The 18,697-nt window shown below is 59.0% G+C and carries 21 protein-coding genes, 1 other RNA gene and 1 riboswitch; of the genes, 13 read left to right on the top strand and 9 right to left on the bottom strand.

Annotated features, from left to right (window positions below; genetic code table 11):
- Positions 1-46: 46 nt before the first annotated feature.
- A complete protein-coding gene (locus GOW09_RS17725; protein ID WP_152459925.1) occupies positions 47-559 on the bottom strand; it encodes a cytochrome c family protein in 513 nt (170 codons plus the stop codon).
- Between the two features lie 120 nt (positions 560-679).
- Here GOW09_RS17725 and GOW09_RS17730 point away from each other — a divergent pair, with 120 nt between their 5' ends.
- Positions 680-1,513 carry a prephenate dehydratase gene (locus tag GOW09_RS17730; protein WP_152459200.1) on the top strand — a complete coding sequence of 278 codons (834 nt, stop codon included), beginning with the start codon at positions 680-682 and terminating at the stop codon, positions 1,511-1,513.
- Positions 1,514-1,517: 4 nt separating this feature from the next.
- Here GOW09_RS17730 and GOW09_RS17735 read toward each other — a convergent pair whose 3' ends face one another.
- The 3 genes from GOW09_RS17735 to nudC are packed head-to-tail and all read right to left on the bottom strand — an operon-like array spanning position 1,518 to position 3,598.
- Positions 1,518-2,060 carry a chloramphenicol phosphotransferase CPT family protein gene (locus tag GOW09_RS17735; RefSeq protein WP_171119859.1) on the bottom strand — a complete coding sequence of 181 codons (543 nt, stop codon included), beginning with the start codon at positions 2,058-2,060 and terminating at the stop codon, positions 1,518-1,520.
- A gap of 49 nt (positions 2,061-2,109) precedes the next feature.
- Positions 2,110-2,577, bottom strand: coding sequence for an SRPBCC family protein (locus GOW09_RS17740; RefSeq protein WP_171119860.1), 468 nt, complete (start codon positions 2,575-2,577; stop codon positions 2,110-2,112).
- 37 nt (positions 2,578-2,614) lie between these two features.
- Entirely contained in the window at positions 2,615-3,598 is a 984-nt protein-coding gene (gene nudC / locus GOW09_RS17745) for an NAD(+) diphosphatase (protein ID WP_171119861.1), read from the bottom strand.
- Positions 3,599-3,780: 182 nt separating this feature from the next.
- Here nudC and GOW09_RS17750 point away from each other — a divergent pair, with 182 nt between their 5' ends.
- The 3 genes from GOW09_RS17750 to rsgA all read left to right on the top strand — a co-directional run bounded on the left by GOW09_RS17750 (position 3,781) and on the right by rsgA (position 6,971).
- Positions 3,781-5,649, top strand: coding sequence for a bifunctional 2',3'-cyclic-nucleotide 2'-phosphodiesterase/3'-nucleotidase (locus tag GOW09_RS17750; RefSeq protein WP_371808058.1), 1,869 nt, complete (start codon positions 3,781-3,783; stop codon positions 5,647-5,649).
- Between the two features lie 39 nt (positions 5,650-5,688).
- Positions 5,689-5,787, top strand: an RNA gene (gene ffs, locus GOW09_RS17755) — signal recognition particle sRNA small type.
- A gap of 158 nt (positions 5,788-5,945) precedes the next feature.
- Positions 5,946-6,971, top strand: coding sequence for a ribosome small subunit-dependent GTPase A (gene rsgA, locus GOW09_RS17760; RefSeq protein ID WP_171119974.1), 1,026 nt, complete (start codon positions 5,946-5,948; stop codon positions 6,969-6,971).
- A 39-nt stretch (positions 6,972-7,010) separates the two neighbouring features.
- Here rsgA and GOW09_RS17765 read toward each other — a convergent pair whose 3' ends face one another.
- A complete protein-coding gene (locus tag GOW09_RS17765; protein ID WP_171119975.1) occupies positions 7,011-7,868 on the bottom strand; it encodes a hypothetical protein in 858 nt (285 codons plus the stop codon).
- A 133-nt stretch (positions 7,869-8,001) separates the two neighbouring features.
- A riboswitch (cobalamin riboswitch) is annotated at positions 8,002-8,224 on the top strand.
- Positions 8,225-8,314: 90 nt separating this feature from the next.
- Between GOW09_RS17765 and GOW09_RS17770 the strand changes: the two genes are divergently transcribed.
- Complete coding sequence (locus GOW09_RS17770; RefSeq protein WP_171119862.1) at positions 8,315-8,722, top strand: hypothetical protein; 408 nt, start codon at positions 8,315-8,317, stop codon at positions 8,720-8,722.
- Here GOW09_RS17770 and GOW09_RS17775 read toward each other — a convergent pair.
- On the bottom strand, positions 8,714-9,226 hold the full coding sequence (locus tag GOW09_RS17775; protein ID WP_171119863.1) for a dual specificity protein phosphatase family protein: 513 nt from the start codon (positions 9,224-9,226) through the stop codon (positions 8,714-8,716). The genes GOW09_RS17770 and GOW09_RS17775 overlap by 9 nt on opposite strands.
- A gap of 170 nt (positions 9,227-9,396) precedes the next feature.
- Here GOW09_RS17775 and GOW09_RS17780 point away from each other — a divergent pair, with 170 nt between their 5' ends.
- The 5 genes from GOW09_RS17780 to GOW09_RS17800 all read left to right on the top strand — a co-directional run bounded on the left by GOW09_RS17780 (position 9,397) and on the right by GOW09_RS17800 (position 13,642).
- A complete protein-coding gene (locus GOW09_RS17780; RefSeq protein ID WP_171119864.1) occupies positions 9,397-11,160 on the top strand; it encodes a DNA polymerase III subunit gamma/tau in 1,764 nt (587 codons plus the stop codon).
- Between the two features lie 400 nt (positions 11,161-11,560).
- Positions 11,561-11,914, top strand: a complete 354-nt coding sequence (locus GOW09_RS17785; protein ID WP_170347293.1) for a YbaB/EbfC family nucleoid-associated protein — start codon at positions 11,561-11,563, stop codon at positions 11,912-11,914.
- Between the two features lie 61 nt (positions 11,915-11,975).
- Entirely contained in the window at positions 11,976-12,569 is a 594-nt protein-coding gene (gene recR, locus GOW09_RS17790; protein ID WP_171119865.1) for a recombination mediator RecR, read from the top strand.
- A 153-nt stretch (positions 12,570-12,722) separates the two neighbouring features.
- Positions 12,723-13,067, top strand: a complete 345-nt coding sequence (locus GOW09_RS17795; RefSeq protein ID WP_171119866.1) for a hypothetical protein — start codon at positions 12,723-12,725, stop codon at positions 13,065-13,067.
- 86 nt (positions 13,068-13,153) lie between these two features.
- Positions 13,154-13,642 (top strand): hypothetical protein, encoded by a 489-nt coding sequence (locus tag GOW09_RS17800; protein WP_171119867.1) that lies wholly within the window; start codon positions 13,154-13,156, stop codon positions 13,640-13,642.
- On the opposite strand, the gene GOW09_RS17805 is transcribed toward GOW09_RS17800, so the two are convergent.
- Positions 13,639-14,280, bottom strand: coding sequence for a ribonuclease T2 (locus GOW09_RS17805; RefSeq protein WP_171119868.1), 642 nt, complete (start codon positions 14,278-14,280; stop codon positions 13,639-13,641). The genes GOW09_RS17800 and GOW09_RS17805 overlap by 4 nt on opposite strands.
- A 130-nt stretch (positions 14,281-14,410) precedes the next feature.
- Between GOW09_RS17805 and GOW09_RS17810 the strand changes: the two genes are divergently transcribed.
- Both GOW09_RS17810 and GOW09_RS17815 read left to right on the top strand, forming a co-directional pair.
- Positions 14,411-15,172, top strand: a complete 762-nt coding sequence (locus GOW09_RS17810) for a DUF1013 domain-containing protein (RefSeq protein ID WP_171119869.1) — start codon at positions 14,411-14,413, stop codon at positions 15,170-15,172.
- A 51-nt stretch (positions 15,173-15,223) separates the two neighbouring features.
- The gene (locus GOW09_RS17815; protein ID WP_171119870.1) at positions 15,224-15,613 is read left to right on the top strand and encodes a hypothetical protein; all 390 of its coding nucleotides are present in this window, start codon (positions 15,224-15,226) and stop codon (positions 15,611-15,613) included.
- Between the two features lie 56 nt (positions 15,614-15,669).
- Here the strand turns inward: GOW09_RS17815 and GOW09_RS17820 are convergent, their stop codons facing one another.
- Both GOW09_RS17820 and GOW09_RS17825 read right to left on the bottom strand, forming a co-directional pair.
- Positions 15,670-16,701: a permease gene (locus GOW09_RS17820; protein ID WP_171119871.1), complete on the bottom strand. Its 1,032-nt coding sequence runs from the start codon at positions 16,699-16,701 to the stop codon at positions 15,670-15,672.
- Entirely contained in the window at positions 16,694-17,002 is a 309-nt protein-coding gene (locus GOW09_RS17825) for a helix-turn-helix transcriptional regulator (protein ID WP_171119872.1), read from the bottom strand. Before GOW09_RS17825 ends, GOW09_RS17820 begins: the two co-directional genes overlap by 8 nt.
- Before the next feature lie 133 nt (positions 17,003-17,135).
- Here GOW09_RS17825 and GOW09_RS17830 point away from each other — a divergent pair, with 133 nt between their 5' ends.
- Positions 17,136-18,596 carry a PLP-dependent aminotransferase family protein gene (locus tag GOW09_RS17830; RefSeq protein ID WP_171119873.1) on the top strand — a complete coding sequence of 487 codons (1,461 nt, stop codon included), beginning with the start codon at positions 17,136-17,138 and terminating at the stop codon, positions 18,594-18,596.
- Positions 18,597-18,697 lie beyond the last annotated feature (101 nt).

The following is an 18,697-nucleotide window of genomic DNA, read 5'->3' on the forward strand; positions in this document are numbered from 1 at the left end:
CGCTGCGCGGGGCAGCGGCTCTGAACTTCAATGGTCTCTCAGGCAATCAGTTGCCAATTGTCTGCAGATAAGCAATCAAGTCCGCGCGGTCCTGAGGTTTTTTCAAGCCAGCAAAACTCATCGATGTTCCCGAGATATAGGCGCTTGGGCGTTCCAGGAAGGCATCCAGCGCTTCGGGCGTCCAGTTGCCGCCATGGGCCTGCATGCTGGCTGAGTAACCGGTGAAACCTTTTGCCGAGGCAACCGGGCGATCAACTACGCCATACAGGTAAGGGCCGGTTCCATTCGCCCCGTCTTCCAGCTTGTGGCACGCGGTGCACTTGCGGAATACTTTCGCGCCCTTCTCAACGTCAGCGGCGGCCAGCAGATCTTCAAAGACCACTTCTTCGCCGTCGGCGCTTTCGCCCGAGCTTTCGGTTTCGATAATGTAGGCGGCCTCAGCCGAGCCATGGCCACCGGAAGAATAGAGGATGTCAGCCCCCCATTTGGCCAGAAGCAGCACCAGGAAAGTGCCGAACAGGCCTGCGGCGGCCTTCGTAACTGTCATCGTGTCGAACATTGATCGCGTGTCCATTTCAGCTGTCTGCGCAGGTGTCTAAGGCTTCCACTTGCGAGAGGCAAGGTATAGACACCGCGACGAAACGACCAAATCGCGAACTTGTTGCATGGAATCGACCAAATGACCAATCGCATTGCTTTTCAGGGCGAACCCGGCGCCTACAGTCACGAGGCCTGCCGCAACGCACGACCCGAAATGGAGGCCCTGCCCTGCCGCACATTCGAGGATGTGATCGAATCAGTTCGCTCGGGCGCGGCCGATCTGGCGATGCTGCCGGTCGAAAATACGACCTATGGTCGGGTTGCCGATATTCACCGGCTGTTGCCCCATAGCGGGCTTCACATCATCGATGAAGCGTTCGTGCGTGTTCACATCAACCTACTTGGTGTACCCGGCGCAAAACTGGAAGACATCACCGAAGCGCATTCGCATCTGGTGCTGCTGCCGCAATGTTCCGGCTTTCTGAAAGAACACGGTATTCGCGGCCGTGTCAGTCCCGACAATGCCCGCGCCGCGCGCGAAGTGGCCGAAATCGGGGATTTGCATTCCGCCGCTCTGGCCAGCGAGCTTGCGGCTGAAATCTACGACCTGAACGTGCTGGCCCGCCATATCGAGGACAATGACGACAACACGACCCGTTTTCTTGTCATGTCACGAGAGGCGGATCTGTCACGTCGGGGTGAGTATGAAATGATCACCAGCTTCGTGTTTCAGGTCCGCAACATCCCGGCCGCGCTGTACAAGGCCATGGGTGGCTTTGCCACTAACGGGATCAACATGACCAAGCTGGAAAGCTATATGGTCGACGGATCCTTCACGGCAACGCAGTTTTATGCAGACATCGTTGGACATCCCGAAGACCGCAATGTGCAGCTGGCAATGGACGAGCTGGAACATTTCACGACCAATGTCGAGGTTCTTGGCGTCTACCCTGCGGCCCATCCTCGCGGCTGACAGGTCACGCGAAAGACTGGCTGAATTCCGATTGGCGCAGGTCACTGCGCCATGCCTGAAGAATTGTCTGTACGTTGGCTTCAATGCCGTCCATGGAATCAATTTCGATATCGTAAACTCTGCCAGCGTGGATCATGGTTTGGTCCCGTTGGGCGCTTCCCACCGGACGGTCGCCGCGCAATCGTTCGCGCGCGTTCAACTCGGGAACCGGGCAATGGACAGCCACGAACAGAACATCAAACGGGCGGAAAAGGTCGCGCAAATCTTTGTCCCACCCCGGCGTATCCAGAATATGTTCCAAAATCAGATTGTTGCCCGAGGCCGCGTAGGCAGCCAGCGACTGATGAAACCCATCAAAGACTGCCGATCGGTCGTCGGACCAATCGAACTCGCCACGGCGATAGCGATCCAGCGGCAGAACACCACAATCTCGCAAGTGGTCGATCGAGATATGCCAGAACGGCTTCGCTATCTTCTGTTGCAAAGCCTGCGCGATCGTCGATTTACCACTGCTTGATGCGCCATGCAGAAAAATGATGTGCGACATCTGCGGTTTCTTTTCCAATCCTTGCCCCGATCAGCCCAGCAGACGCCGTTCACGCCCCGTGCAGGTGACGCTGCTCCAGTTCACGCGCAAACTCGCTGAACCGCACCTGGAATTGCTTGCGGAACTTTGACTGTCCAAGCTTCATGGACTGCAACAGCAACCGCGCGGGCAAGGACTTTGCGGCCAAGGACATTTCGATGCTCAGGCGTGTCCGGCGCGGAGACAGGGCCAGAAAATCAACTGTCGTCAGGCCGGTCATCCCTTTGCTGGCCGCCTCGAACCGCATTTGCGACGGCTTGTCGTAATCCGTCATCACCACCGACATCTGGCGCGGCTTTCCACGCAACTTGAATTCGGTTTTCCATTCAGTGCCGGCAACCACCATTGCATCAGCCTCCAGACGCCGCACGTCGATACCACGACGCATCGCCATACGTTCGAACCTTTCGAAATCCGACACCATGTCGAACACCGAATTGATCGGGGCTTCGATATCTTCGCGCGCTGAAAACTGCATAATGACCTTTGCTGTTTATGGCTTCACCAGTTTTTCCTCAGTCCAGCGTATCCGCAAGCCAGTTCTGAAGCAGAAAATGAGCGATAGCTCCCTTGCGAGCCGGCAACAACCGGGGATGTTCGCCGGCAAATGCCTGCATCATTTCGGATTTGCTGACCCACATCGCCTCTTCGATCTCGACCGGATCGATAACGATGTCGCGCGACAGGGCCTCGCCGGCGCATCCGAACATCAGGGATGCCGGGAACGGCCAGGGCTGGCTGGACAGGTAAGACACCGCACCAACAGGTACGCCTGCCTCTTCCATCACTTCGCGACGCACCGCCGCTTCGAGCGTTTCGCCGGGTTCGACAAATCCCGCCAGCAAGGAAAACATTCCCTCGGGCCAACCCGGAGACCGCCCCATAAGCACATTGTCCCCACGCGTAATCAGCATGATCACAACCGGATCCGTGCGCGGAAAATGTTGCCCGCCGCATGACGGGCAACTGCGCTGCCATCCCGCTTGCGACATATCGCTGGCTGCGCCGCAGCGAGCGCAGAAGCGATGTGTTTCGTGCCAACCCACAACCGCCTTGGCCGATGCGGCCAGTTCGGCATCACGAGGCGACAATCGCGCCATGATCCGGCGAAGCTCGGCGAAAACATGCCCTTCAGGCAAATCCGGGTGCTGCTGTTCGGATCTGTCCACGAACTCTCCCAGGCCGGTCAGATCCAATCCCTCTGCCGCCCAGGCCGAGATATCCGCGGCAAACAGGGGTGCGCCCTCTGCGCTCAGGCCCAGAAAAACCGGTGCTTCGATCACGCCGCCGGGGCCATCGCATACCAGCGGGTGGGTCATCTGCGTCAGGGCAAGCTGATCCAGCGCCGCGCCCACGACCAAAAGCTTGCCTCGCCACAGCAATATGCATCGCGCAGCAGGGTCGCGCGCCATCTCGGACAGCTTCTCTGAATCCCCACGAAGATGCGCTGCCCGATTCAGGCCCGAGCCACCGAAAGTCACCTGCTCTGCGTTTTTCATTGGAATTCCTTCTGGTCTTGCGCACAGGGCTGCCATGTCTCAGGCCCTGTTGCAATGGCAATTCAAGACGCAAAACGCAGAGACGCGCCGCCGAAAAGCCGCATGGCGGCCTCGGAAAAATCATCTAGACTGCGCTTTGATGATTTTAGCCCATTACCACATTCAAAAGCAGAACAAAAAAAGTGAAGCAAAACCCATCGACGCAGGTTCAACCCACAAAAGACCGTGGGCGTATTCGTATTCTTGCCACCTCCGACCTGCACATGCATCTGACCGGTTTTGACTATTACGCGGACACACCGGACCCGACGCTTGGGCTGACACGCACCGCCAGCCTGATCCGCAAGGCCCGACACGAGGCCACAGACGCGCTGGTGCTGATTTTCGACAACGGGGATTCGCTCCAGGGAACGCCGATGGGCGAATGGGCCGTTCGGAACGACAATCCCCACCCGATGATGCAGGCATTCAAGGCGCTGGGCTATGATGCGATTGGTCTGGGCAACCATGATTTCGGGTTCGGGCTGCCGACATTGGACAAGACCCTTGCACAAGCCCCGTGCCCGGTTCTGTGCGGCAATCTTCATCGGTCCGGAGAACAACAATCATGGCAGCGTTTTACGATCCTTGACCGTGTCGTGAGAGTGGGAAACAAGGATGTGCCCATTCGCGTCGGCGTGTTTTCGGTTCTGCCGCCGCAGACGACGCGTTGGGAAGAACACAATCTGAACGAAACCGTAGCGGCGGACGACATCGTTGTCGCGGCACGGTCCCTGACGCGTATCTTGCGCGAAAAGGGGTGCGATCTGATCGTGGCGCTCGCCCATTCCGGGCTTGGACACCCGGACGCAGCGACCGACACTGAAAATGCCGTTATTCCCCTGGCCGCGATCGAGGGCATCGACGCTGTTGTCGCCGGGCACACTCACCTGACCCTTCCCGCACGCACCGGCGCGCAAACCCCGAATGTGGATTACGTGAAAGGGCTGGTGCATGGAACGCCGGTTGTCATGCCCGGCTCGGCAGGCGCATATCTTGGAGTAATCGATCTGGCCGTTACCCTACAGCACGAGTCGGGGCTGCGCGTTGTCGACAGCCACGCCGAATTGCGCCTGGTTTCGGTGGACGGCACCGCGATTGGCGAAGATTTGGAAATCGCGCATCTGGTTGAACCCGCACATCAGCAGACCCGTCAGGACATGGCCGCGCCCGTTGCGCGCGTCTCGGACACATTGCACAGCCATTTCAGTTTCTGTGCGCCGGATCGTGGATTGACGCTTGTGGCAGCCGCACAGGCAGCCGCGTTGCGCCCTTTCTTACACGGCACCACGCTTGCAGAGCTGCCGCTGTTGTCAGCCGCGTCACCGGCCAAATGCGGCGGACGCTCTGGCCCCAGGCACTATACGGACGTGCCGCCCGGTGAAATCTGTCTGCGTCACGTGGCGGACCTGCATGTCTTTCCCAACGAGTTGCGCGCGGTTCAGATCACGGGCGCGCAGCTGCTGGAGTGGTTGGAGATGTCAGCCAGCGCATTCAACCAACAATTCCCCGACGCCGAGGCAGAGCTGTTCGACCGGGATCGGGCGGGATACAATTTCGATGTCATCTTTGGCCTGTCCTATCAGATCGACCCGTCGCAACCGGCGCGTTACGATGTCGGGGGGCAAATGATCCATCCCGGCCACAGGCGGGTGCATCATCTGACTTGCGCAGGCCAGGCCGTGCAACCCGATCAGGCATTTGTCGTTGCGCTCGATAATTATCGCGCAAGCGGGGGCGGACATTTCCCGCATGTGTCATCGGCCCCGGCCATCGATCTGCCCCCGCTGGATATCCGGGACATTTTGCGGGACTACATGACGCACCGCCTGCCACCCGACCCATTGGCCCGGCAACCTTACCCGTTCTCTCTGATGCCGAAATCGGGGATGACGACCATTCTTCGGACCGGTCCCGGTGCTTTGAAGTATGTCGACGAATTGAACAGGTTTGCCCCCAAGATTCTGGAACCTGACGAAAACGGTTTTGCACGCATTCGGCTGACGCTCTGACGGGTTGTCTTTTGCCGAAGCCTTCCCTATATCCAGAGTCGAGAGGTTGGCGCGGGCGAGCGCCTCGCCAACCTGGTCAGGTCCGGAAGGAAGCAGCCACAACGAGCCCCGCTTGGGTCGATGTCCAACCTCTCACTTTACGAACCTTAGCCGCAGGAGGGCTTTATGATTGTAGCAAAGACCCTTCGGGCAGCACGGTTCTGACCTCACGGTATCGACTGACTGCCTGAACACATGACCCGGGGATGAGCGATCGCCATCCGTCGGGAGTGCTGTTTCTGACGACAGGCAAACCAATGTTTCTTGCACTTTCGGACCTGGGATGGTCCTCTCACTTTGCTGCGCAACACGCGGCTTATCCTTCATGCACACCTTTTCGCATCACTTCCGTTCATCGGGACCGCCTGATCGGGCTGAACCCTGACGGCGAAGTCCCGTTGCTGTCTCCCGATCAAACGACCGGCAGCTATGCCGTTGGCGATTGGGTTCTCACCGATGACGACAAACGCGTGCGCCATTTGCTCGACCGGCGCAGCCTGCTGCACCGACGCGCCGCCGGTACAGGCGCCGCAATGCAACTGATCGCAGCCAATGTCGATGTGCTGTTCATCGTCAGCTCCTGCAATGCCGATTTCAACCTGCCCCGGCTGGAACGATATCTGGCGCTTGCGTATCAGGCCGGGTGTTACCCGGTCGTCGTTCTGACAAAGGCCGACAAATCGGCGGACCCTGACAGTTTCTCGGGACAGGTGCAATCACTGGACCCGTTCCTGACGGTTCTGACGATCAACGCACTGGACCCGGCAGAGGTTGAAAAGGTGCTGTCCTGGTGCCCCAAAAGCCAGACCGGAGTGCTGGTTGGTTCGTCGGGCGTTGGCAAGACGACACTTGCCAATACCATGACCGATCAGGATCTTGCCACCTCGGACATTCGCGAGGATGACGCGCGGGGCCGACACACGACGACCGCACGCGCACTGCACCGGATGCGCAACGGCGGCTGGTTGATCGATACACCTGGAATGCGCGCGTTGCGCCTGCTGGACGCTCAGGACGGGATCGACGACGTTTTCTCGGACCTTGCCGAGTTGAGCCGGGACTGCCGTTTTTCGGATTGCCAGCACAGCTCCGAGCCCGGATGTGCCGTGCAAAAGGCAATAAGCCACGGCATGCTTGATCCGGCTCGATTGGACCGGTGGCGCAAGCTTTGGCGCGAAGATCAGCGCAATTCTGAGACCGTCGCGCAGTCCCGGGCGCGGGACAAAGCGTTCGGCAAGATGGTCCGTGGCGTCATGAAGGAAAAGAAACTTCGCAACCGGTGATGGCGGGTCGGGGCCTGGCCCGTTCTGCGCCGCGTCTGATCAAGCGATCAGTCGCGGCCAAACCGCTGCATTGCGCCGGGCAAATGCTCCGATATGACCAACCTCGGGCAACCCGAAATCGGCGGGGCTCAGCAGGTGGCGGTTGGCATCGGGGCCGTAAAGATCCGCAAGCCGCCAAACCGCGTCCGGCGGCACCATCTGGTCGTCCTCGAAGGTGAACAAATCCACGGGCGTTCCAGAATCCTTCCACTGCGCCGCAGGTAACTCATGCCCGATTTCAGGCACATAATTCAAAGGCGCGGTACACCATTTGCGCCACTGCCAATAGACCGATGCCGGCAGATCCGAGCCGAACCCGATCGCCTTTCCGGGAAGGTAGCCAAGGGCTCGGGCCAAAAGCGGGGCATGACCATACCAGAACAATCCTGCCAAACCCCGATAGGGCCACGGGTGGTCGCTTACGGTTACCAGCCCCGAACACACACAGATCATCCGGTCAATCAGATCGATATCCGGCTGCACAGGCCCCAACATCGCGCCGATCGAATGACCGATGGTCCAATGCTGCGAATCGGGAAACCGTCTGCGCATTTCCGCCCGTGCCGCGGGCATGTCGATCAAGGCCCAATCCGCCATGGTCGCACGCGAGTCTTTCAGGCGGCCAGTCAAGGAATGCCCGTAATCGCGATAGTCATAGGTCAGGCAGGCCATACCCTGCTCGGCAGCAAGCCATCGTGCGAAATGACGGTAATAATCGCGCGGCACACCCGTTGCACTGTTCAGCACGACGACGATTTCGGGCGAGGTCAGCGGGCTGTACAACCGTGCAGACAGTGTTTTCTGCCCGGACGGAAAGCGAAACTCTTCGGTCAATACCGTTTGCTCTGTGTCCAACATGATCTCTGGCTTTGCGCTTGGTAAATCCGGTTTCCGAACCTCAACGCCCTCGACACTATGCATGAACCAACATCGTATCCAGCATGACCAAGCGTCCGGTCAAAAGATCGGCTTGACTCGATGCGTGCTCAAACGCTAGCGGTTGTGTGATGGTTTCCGGCCTCCACAAGGGGTCGGGATGAAAAGGGAACACGGTGCGGTAATGTCTGGTCATGCAGGCAACAACCAAATCCGCGACTGCCCCCGCAACTGTAAGCGGTAAGCGATGCCGAAACACCACTGGCCCCGAAGGCTGGGAAGGTCGGCAAAGCGATGACCCGCAAGTCAGGAGACCTGCCATCGGAAACGAAACCGAAACTCGGGCGGGGTGTCCGGGCAGGTCCTGACGGCATCACGATGTCCCACCTGTCCAAAATATCCTGTCCACCAAGCGCGGAGGGCGCAGGATGATCTGGAAGACAAAAACACATGAATTCAGTGCAACAGTATGTCAGCGGACGGGCAAAACCTGTCCCGCTTTGGCGCGGCTGGCGCGCTCGATATCCGAAGCCATGGCCCAGGCGACCTCGGCCACAAGTGACGATTTCGAGATTGAGGGCAGCAGCGAGCTGTCACATTGCGCCGAAGGATGTCATGCAATTTTCCGCGCGCGATCAGACAGCATTCGTGTCTTTTGCGGAACGCAGCCCGAAACCGCATTTGAGCCGCTGAACGGCTATGCCGACCTGATCTTCGGAAACACGTTCAGTGCGATGCCATCCGGCGTCGTGAAGACCCCACCCTGCGCGATGATCGAAGTTTCCACGATCCGGCCTCGGAAACCTGCTTGCGCGCCCGTGCAGATTTCAATCTGAATCCAGACTGACCTGTGCCTGGGCGCGCCGAGAGGCCCAGGCCAGTTGCGCATCCGTTTCGACGGCGCAAGGGCGCACCGCCCGCAATCGTTGCAGCGCCGTGTCCGCGCGTTCGCCGCATTCGACCATCAGCCGCAGGACAATCATACCTGACCTGCCACATCCCCCGCGGCAGTGCACCAATACGCGACCTCCGCCGGAAAGCGCGTGCCGGGCCGCGGCGCTGACGGACGGCCACGCGTCATCAATCGCTTTTGTCGGCGCTCCGAAATCTTCGATCGGCAGGTGAACCCATCGGCTGGCGCGGCTTTGAATATCGCTGCCAAATTCCTGCGCCCCGTCCTGAAGCATTTCGACATCCGTCGTCATCGAAACAACAAGCCCCGGCTGCCAGGCTGCGATCATATCCAGATCGCTGGAGTAATCTCCGCCGCGTCCGGGCATCGAGGTCAGCGCCAGCGTTCCGCCACCGACTTGCAGGGCGTAGATCACCAACTGCGACATGAATCCTGTCCTCCCCAAAGAACTCTTTACAAAATGAGCCATTAAATCCGCTGATGCAGTTTAGTGCGAAAGCGACTCGTTTCTAAATCAAAAATCATCGCGCCCCGCTGTGGACGCGGGCAACGGTGGCCACTACGCTGTGCCCAAGCACCGAATCCCAACGAGAAGACATGACAGACAGCTCCAGCCCCGCCTATCAGGTTCTCGCCCGCAAATATCGCCCGGAAACCTTTGCCGATCTGGTGGGTCAGGATGCCATGGTGCGCACCCTGAAAAACGCGTTCGCGGCCGACCGGATCGCGCAGGCCTTCATCATGACCGGTATTCGCGGCACCGGCAAAACCACGACCGCAAGGATCATCGCCAAGGGGATGAACTGCATCGGACCCGATGGAACCGGTGGCCCCACAACCGAGCCCTGCGGTCAGTGTGAACATTGTGTCGCCATCATGGAAGGCCGCCATGTCGACGTGATGGAGATGGACGCCGCCAGCCGTACGGGCGTCAACGACATCCGCGAGATCATTGACAGTGTTCGCTATCGCGCCGCCAGCGCGCGTTACAAGATTTATATCATCGACGAGGTTCATATGCTCTCGACCAGCGCGTTCAACGCGCTGCTCAAGACGTTGGAAGAACCGCCCGCGCATGTGAAGTTCATCTTCGCAACCACTGAAATCCGCAAAGTCCCTGTCACCGTGCTGTCCCGCTGCCAGCGTTTCGACCTGCGCCGGATCGAACCCGAAGACATGATTGGCCTGCTGCGCAAGATCGCCGAAGCGGAAAACGCCCAGATCGCCGAAGACGCGCTGGCGCTGATCACCCGAGCAGCGGAAGGATCGGCCCGGGATGCAACCTCGTTGCTGGATCAGGCGATTTCGCACGGGGCTGGCGAGACGACCGCCGATCAGGTCCGTGCAATGCTTGGACTGGCAGACCGTGGCCGGGTTCTGGACCTTATGGATATGATCCTGCGCGGCGACGCCGCGGGCGCACTTACCGAGTTGAGCGGGCAATACGCCGAAGGCGCGGACCCGCTGGCGGTGCTGCGCGATCTGGCCGAGATCACGCACTGGGTGTCCGTCGTAAAGATCACACCTGACGCGGCCCAGGACCCGACGGTTTCTCCGGACGAACGGACCCGGGGCCAACAGATGGCCGAGGCTCTGCCGATGCGGGTTCTGACCCGGATGTGGCAAATGCTGCTGAAGGCGCTCGAGGAAGTCTCGGCTGCCCCCAACGCCATGATGGCCGCTGAAATGGCCGTTATTCGCCTGACCCATGTGGCGGATTTGCCCAGCCCCGAAGAGCTGATCAAACGGTTGCAAGATGCCCCGCCACCGCCGCCGGGCGGGCCCAATGGCGGCGTTTCGATATCCCGACCGGGCACCGGTCCGGCGCCGGCTGGCGCAGCCCATCCACCTGCCTATGCGCCGCCCCCTCGCGGTGCCGGTGGCGCACCGGTTGCAGCCCTGGCGCAGGATACCCAGACGGCCCTTGCCCGGTACCCAACCTTCGACCACGTGGTGGAACTGATCCGGACCAATCGCGACGTGAAGTTGCTGGTCGAGGTGGAAAACGGCGTGCGCCTCGTCTCCTATCAACCCGGACGAATCGAATTTACGCCCGCCGCCCAGGCACCGGCAGATCTGGCGCCACGACTGGGCTCAGCCTTGCAACGCTGGACAGGAAATCGGTGGGCTGTCTCGATCGTCTCGGACGGAGAAGCCCCCACAATTGCAGAAATACGGGACGAGGCCGAGCTGGCACTGAAATCCGAGGCCGAAAAACACCCGTTGGTGCAGGCGGTACTGGCGCAATTTCCAAAGGCGAAAATCACCAGGATCGAAACGCCGGAGCAACGCGCCGCCAAGGTCGAGACCGAAGCGCTTCCCGAGGTTGAAGACGAGTGGGACCCGTTCGAGGAAGACTGACCCCGCCGCCCGTCACCCCCTGTTTCAAACGAAGCTGAACGAAGTTTCAATCGAACACATCCGCCTGCATGTCTCAGATCGTTTGTTGCGACACCGGCCAGCGGTAGGCGGCCCGTGACAATTCTGATCCGGATGCCGCGTAGCCATTCGAACCACGCCCAGATTTTCTTTGCCCTGTGTGATCAGTCTCGGCAGCAGGCCATATGCGCGCCAAGGACGATCTGCGCTATTCGGACCTGCAGGCGAATATGGCGTCGCAGACGGGCGGCACGATCCTGCTGACGCCTGCGCCGATCAACATGCCGGCCGGAACGGTAGAGCCTCCGACCGGCGGGAGAACCCTTGTGCCATGTGGCTGCTGCCCGTATCTAGAGCGCAAACGGAGACACAGGAGAATACTATGCTGAAAGGACTCGGCGGGCTTGGCGGTCTGGGCGACATGGCCAAGATGATGAAATCCGCGCAGGACCTGCAAACCAAGATGACCGAAATGCAGGAAGAGCTGAACAACATGATGGTTGTCGGCGAATCCGGTGCAGGCCTGGTCAAGGCAACAGCGACAGCCAAGGGTGAACTCAAAGGTCTGGATATCGACCCGTCCATCTTCAACGGCGATGACAAGGAAGTGGTCGAAGACCTGATCTTGGCCGCCATCAAGGATGCACAGACCAAAGCCGCTGAACGTTCACAGGAAGAAATGGCCAAGCTGACCGAAAGCATGGGCTTGCCCGCAGACATCAAGCTGCCGTTCTGAGCTTCATCTTTTCTATAATACTCCCGCCGGAGGCTCCCTCCGGCGCAAAGCAGGATTGGCCATGAGTTCGAACAGCGACATCGACAACCTGATCGACCTGATGGCCAAACTGCCGGGCCTCGGCCCACGCTCAGCCCGCCGCGCTGTGCTGCACCTGATCCGCAAACGTGCCTTGCTGCTGACGCCCCTGTCTGATGCCATGCAGCAGGTCGCGATCACGGCCCGCGAATGCCTGAATTGCGGCAACGTGGGCACCACCGATATCTGTGACATCTGCAACGATGAGGCCCGCGCAACCGGCGAGCTGTGCGTGGTCGAAGACGTCGCCGACCTCTGGGCGATGGAGCGTGCCGGAGTGTTCAAAGGGCGCTATCACGTTCTGGGTGGCACGCTGTCGGCGTTGGACGGGGTCGGCCCCGACGAGTTGCGCATTCCCCGCCTCAAGGACCGGATTGTGGCCGAAGGGATTTCCGAAGTCATCCTGGCGCTGAACGCCACCGTCGATGGCCAGACCACAGCCCATTACATCGCCGATCAGTTGGAGGGGCAGGTGCGCCTGACCTCACTGGCGCAGGGTGTGCCGATTGGCGGAGAACTGGATTATCTGGACGACGGGACGATCACGGCCGCGCTGCGGGCGCGGAAGGAACTGTAGCTCTAATTCCCGGTTCATTTTTTGCGAGGCCTTTGCGCTAGGCGGCGCCAGCGCAGCGCACGATGCATGCTCAAATATCGCGGTAACTAGCTTGACAGCTGTACTGTTATTGGATGAGTTTCTTTCTGTTAATTCCACGGATTATCAAACACGATGAAACACTTAGCGTTTTATGCAATTGTTGGTGCTTTCGCCTCGCCCTTGGCCGCTGAAACTCTCTACTTATACGAAGACACGCACGATTTACCGCCGCCATACAAACAATGGTGGAGCGCAATTCCAGAAGACAAAAAGTATGATGAACAAACACACAGGCACGTCTATGTTCGCGGTGACGGTAAGTATGGCGATTTTTTCGGCGTTCTATACGTTGATTGCATTAACCCTGAATACTCCGAATGGTTAGCTGTCGGAGGATCGCTGAATTCAGAAGACGTTCCAAACCAGGCAATTGTTAACCTGAGACTTGAGATTTGTTCCAACGGCGAGGAGACCTGACACGGCCCGCGGGAAATTAATAGATTGTCTAACTTCTACAACACTTTACAATGACATGAATAGATTGTCTGATTTGTGGATGTGCTATGACCCGCCTTCTCGCCCTTACTTTCGCCGCTTTGACAGCCACCTCCGCCCTAGCCCAAGACCTCATCGACAAGGGCTTTGTCGAAGGTTGGAACATCATGATGGACCCAGCGCTTGGCAACGGGTGCCTGATCCAGACGGTGTATCAGGATCTCTCGGTGGTGCGGCTGGGCTATGATGCGTTGGGCAATCGTGGGTATTTCGCCGTGTACAACAAGGCATGGGGCGACATTAAACAGGGTGTGAGTTATCCGATCCGCTTTGATCTGGACGGCAAAAGCTATGATGCGACGGCCATCGGGTTCAACGAACGCGACGTGCCGGGCGCAACCGTGTTTTTCACCGACCGGAGCTTTGTGAACGCCATCGCTCAGAACAAAACGATGACCGTCTACAATCCGGCAGGTGAAGTGGTGATGGCCATCGATCTGAAAGGCACCGCCAAGGCGCTGGACTATGCGCGGGACTGCCAGAACAAAAAGCTTTAACGAATCGGATCGAACAGGGCGTCCTTGGCGGTGCAGTCGCGGATCACGTCGCGGCCACAGGGTACGGGATCAAGACCGCGGGACAGGCACAGGCGGACTTCTTCGATATAGCCCTGTTTGCAGGTGATCGTGATCATGTCGCGCTCCAACTCCGGGTTGGCCTTCAGGAATGCCTCCTCGACCACCGAAGCCGGCAGTCTGACGGATGAATCCAGCTTGCGGAGCACCTCAGGGCGCTTGACCGCTTCATAAGCCCGCCGGGACAAGGCAAAGTAGTCGGATGCCGACAATCCCGAGCATGTGCCGTGTTTCTTCCATTGATGCCACGCAAGGCCGGAGCTGCCCTGAATATCCTCCATTTCCCGCGTCATGCGTCGCGAAGGTGGGCTTTCGGGGGTACGGCAGTAGGACGGCCAGCCCTGATGGAACTGTGGCCATAACCCGTGCAGTATCCAGCCGTGATCATGCCGATCGTCACATTGATCCGAGCCGCGCGCGTCACCTTCGCGGGCGCACCAGTTGGGCGACCAGCTGAGCGACAGCACGTAGTAATCGAACTCGCCCGCCTTTTCGCCCTCGGCCAGCGCAGCGACCGCGCTCAACACCCACAAAACCAGCCCCGTAATCCCTTGGCGCATTCGCCTCTTCCCTTCTTGCCTTTGCGCGACTATATACGGGCCAAGTTCCCCGACAACGGAAACCTGCCCCAAAACCAAGGGGCCGCCGAATTCCGGCGACGGGACAGATGTATGTATAGGAGACGGGCTGATGGCAAAACCGCTTATGGCCAAGGCAACCGCCGTATGGCTGGTGGACAACACCACGATCAGCTTCAAGCAGATCGCGGATTTCGTAGGAATGCACGAGTTGGAAGTGCAGGGTATCGCTGATGGTGACGTCGCCGCCGGCGTCAAGGGCTTTGACCCGATCGCCAACAACCAGCTGACCCAGGAAGAAATCGACGCGGCACAGAACAACCCGCTTCACAAGCTGAAGCTCAAGTTCAACCCATCGGCCGCCGGCGAGGAAAAGCGCCGTGGCCCGCGCTACACGCCGCTTTCGAAACGCCAGGACCGTCCGAACTCGATCCTGTGGCTGGTCAAGTTCCACCCGGAACTCAGCGACGGCCAGATTGCCAAGCTGGTCGGCACCACCAAACCCACCATCCAGTCGATCCGCGAACGCACGCACTGGAACATCACCAACATGCAGCCGATTGATCCTGTTGCTCTGGGTCTGTGCAAACAGTCTGAACTGGACACCGCCGTGCAGAAAGCGGCGGCCAAGAAAGCAGCTGAAGGCGGCGTGATGAGCGATGACGAACGTCGCAAGCTGGTCTCGACCGAGCAGTCGCTGGAAATGGACGCAGCGCCGAAAATCCCGACCGCAATTGAAGGTCTGGAAACCTTCTCGCTGTCCGACGAGCCGTCGGAAGAGAAAGAAGACGAGCCGATCATCGACGCAGACAGCTTTTTCAACCTGCCCAAGGGTGGGGCGGATGACGAAGACGAAGACGATCTTCGTCCGTAACGCGCAAACAGCCTCGGCCATGACGGCTGGGGCTTTTTTCACGGACTTGCCATGCTGAACGTTCTATCTGCGGTATTTGGCCCGCACCGCGCCGTCACGATTTATGCCTTTCTGAAAACGTGGGGGCTTGGTCTGGCCGGCGGCGTTGTCATGATTGCCATCGTCACGACATTGTTTCTGCTGGGGGATGAAGGCGAACACGAGCATGAGGCGTTTCTGATCGTCCCGGTTCTGTCTGCAACTCCGGTGAACGGAGATCTGAAGAACGGCGTCGTGGCGTCGGTCCGCTTACCGGATGGGTCCGCCACATCGATTACGTCCACAGATGCGCAGATTTCGCAGACAGTGGGTACAACGGCCTGTGTCGAAAAACGCGTTTACGTCGAAAGCGGAGAAGCCCGATACCGGTTCAAATTGCCGCGTCTCTGCGACCGCAGTTGATCGACGGAACCGAACGGAGAAAAGCCGCCCGATGTGACACCGGGCGGTTTTTGCGTTCATACCAATTGAAAGATGATACCAGCCACGATTGCGCCACCGACCCCCAAGGTCAGATAGGTTGCAAAGACACGTGGTTTGACCAATGACCAAACTGCAGCCATCGCCGGGATGGAACTGACAGCACCGGCAACCATGAACGACATGGCCGCACCCGCTGTCATACCTTGCTCCATCAACCCTGCCAGCAAAGGCGGCGCCACGTAGGAGTTCAGGTATGCCGGCATACCCACCAGCGCAGCAACGACAATCGGCAGCACGCCTTCTCCGCCAACCAAGCCTGCGATCAGGTCGGCGGGGACATAGTTGACCAAAAGCGCCTCGAGGACATAAGCCAGCGCAAGCCATTTCAACAGGAACAGACCGTTGTGCACGAATTCCGAACGGAACCGGGCGCGACGCTCGGGCTCCTGCCAGAATTTCCAGACCGGTTTGTCATCCGTTTTCGGACCACATCCGCAGCACCCGGCGGGCTTGTATTCGCGCAAGGGCTGGGCAAACGCGCCGTTGCGCATCAGCAACCGAACCGCGAACCCGCCGAACAGGCCAAGCGCAACCGCCGCAACAGCCTTGCCGATGGCAAAGGGCCATCCCAGCGCACCGGCGGTAATCAAAAGCGTCGGCGGATCGATCAAAGGTGAGCTGAGCCAGAACGCCATGACTGCGGACAACGGCGCACCAAGGGCCAGAAGACCCGCAATAAAGGGGATAACCTCGCAAGAACAGAACGGTGCAAGACCACCGAACAAGGCAGCCAGAAAGATCATCCGGGTTTCGCGCCCCTCAAAGGCACGCGCCACCATCACCTCTGCGCCGGTCGACTTGAGGTAAGACAGCAGAAGCACTGCAAACAGAATATATTGCCCTGTATGCGCCAGAGCCTTGGCTGCAAATGTCACCACCTCGGGCAAGTTTCCGGGATCCAGGATTGCCACCGCCGCCAGAATGACGACGATCAGCGTCCAGGGTGTCTTGATCAGGTCCAGCGCCACTTTGGCAGTCATGCGCGGGTTCTGTGTCAATTCAGCCATCGTTCGCAGCCTCTCCAACTTCGTCAGCGCAGCACTCGCTGAGAATGAATTGCGCCAGATTTCTCAATTCGTCGTAATTGGCGCGGTTGATCGTGGTTCGACCGACCTTTTCCTGTTCGACCACACCACCGGCTGCAAGAAACCGCAGGTGATGGGCCAGGGTCGACGGGGCAATCCCTGTCCGGTCCTGTATCTCGCCAACGGTCAATCCGGCTTTGCCAGCCCGGACCAGCTTCTTGAGGACTTTCAGCCGAGCTTCAGAGCCCATGGCAGAAAATCCGGCCGCAGCAGCTTCCCACATCCACTATCTCCATTAACCTAGATTTCTAGTTATTTAGTCCGAAGGAACTCGCCGGTCAACCCCGCCGACAAAATTTCGTGACTGCGATGTAAGTCCAGATTGCCCCGACCTTAAGTCCACCCTATAAGCAGGCATGGGGATTTCGGTCGATACATTCTTTCTTGAGCTCAATGGTCAGGGCACATTGCAGGCCCAGATCCAACAGATGATTGCCGAAGGCATCTTGTCCGGTCGCTTTCACGTCGGAGAAAAACTCCCTTCGTCACGCAAACTGGCCGCGCATCTGGGTGTCAGCCGAATAACGGTGACGTTGGCCTACACCGAACTTTTGGCCAATGACTACCTGACGGCCAAGGGGCGGTCCGGGTATTACGTTTCGCAAAACGCACCTGTCCCCCCCAAGTATTCGCCTGTCCAGCGCGGCACCGAATCCGTTGACTGGGACAAGGCGCTGGCGCGCCGCTTTCTGGACAGTGACGTTCTGCCAAAACCCAGCGACTGGCGAGAGTACCGTTATCCGTTCATCTACGGGCAGGCTGACCGAACCTTGTTTGACCACGCCAACTGGAGGTTATGCGCCGTCCGCGCGTTGGGACACAAGGATTTCGATTCGCTGACCGGAGATTACGTGGATCAGGATGATCCGTTGTTGATCGAATTTATTGCCCGTCACACTCTACCTCGCCGTGGCATCGCGGCCCGTCCCGAAGAGATCTTGATCACTCTGGGCGCGCAGAATGCGCTCTGGCTGGCATCGCGCATTTTGCTGACCCACAATCGCACGGCCGTCATAGAAGACCCATGTTACTATGCCCTGCGAAGCCTTCTGAACCATTGGGATTGCGCGGTTACGCCCTTGAGCGTGGACCGGGACGGGCTGCCTCCCGAGGCGATTCCCGACGAAGCGGACGTCATCTTTACCACCCCCAGCCATCAAAGCCCGACAACCGCGACCATGCCGATCGACCGCCGCAACCAATTGCTCGACCGAGCACGCGATCTGGATGCGATGGTCGTCGAGGATGACTATGAGTTTGAAATGGCCTTCCGAGGCGCACCTTCGCCGGCGCTGAAATCCATGGATCGGGATGGGCGCGTGATTTATGTCGGCAGTTTTTCCAAGTCGCTGTTTCCAGGATTGCGACTTGGATACATGGTCGGCTCAGAGCCCTTTATCCGCGAGGCGCGCGCGCTGCGCTCCTTGGTTCTGCGCCACCCGCCAGGCCACATTCAGCGCACGGCGGCGTATTTCCTGTCGTTGGGCCATTACGACGCGCAAATTCGGCGTATGTCGAAAGCCTTGCAAGAACGGCGCGACGCGATGGACGAAGCCATCGCGGAAAGTGGGCTGACCGTGGCTGGACGGGGTGTGATTGGCGGCTCTTCAATGTGGATGTCAGCCCCTGAGCACATTGACACAACTCAACTGGCATTAAGGCTGCAAAACCAGAGTGTTCACATTGAGCCGGGCGCACCGTTCTTCTCGGGGCCCGACAGGCCACAGAATTTCTATCGCTTGGGCTATTCCTCCATTCCAACAGACCGCATCGCGCCCGGCGTGAAACTGATCGCCGACGCAATTCGGGCCGTGTGAGCCTCATCTGGACCTAATCCGGCTTTCGTTTTGGCCCTAACGCAGGTCGCACCCTTGCGCCAAAACCATATCAAACGCCGGGCACAGTGCCCGGTTTCACT

The organism is Ruegeria sp. HKCCA5463 (genome assembly GCF_013034175.1).
Lineage (GTDB): Bacteria > Pseudomonadota > Alphaproteobacteria > Rhodobacterales > Rhodobacteraceae > Ruegeria.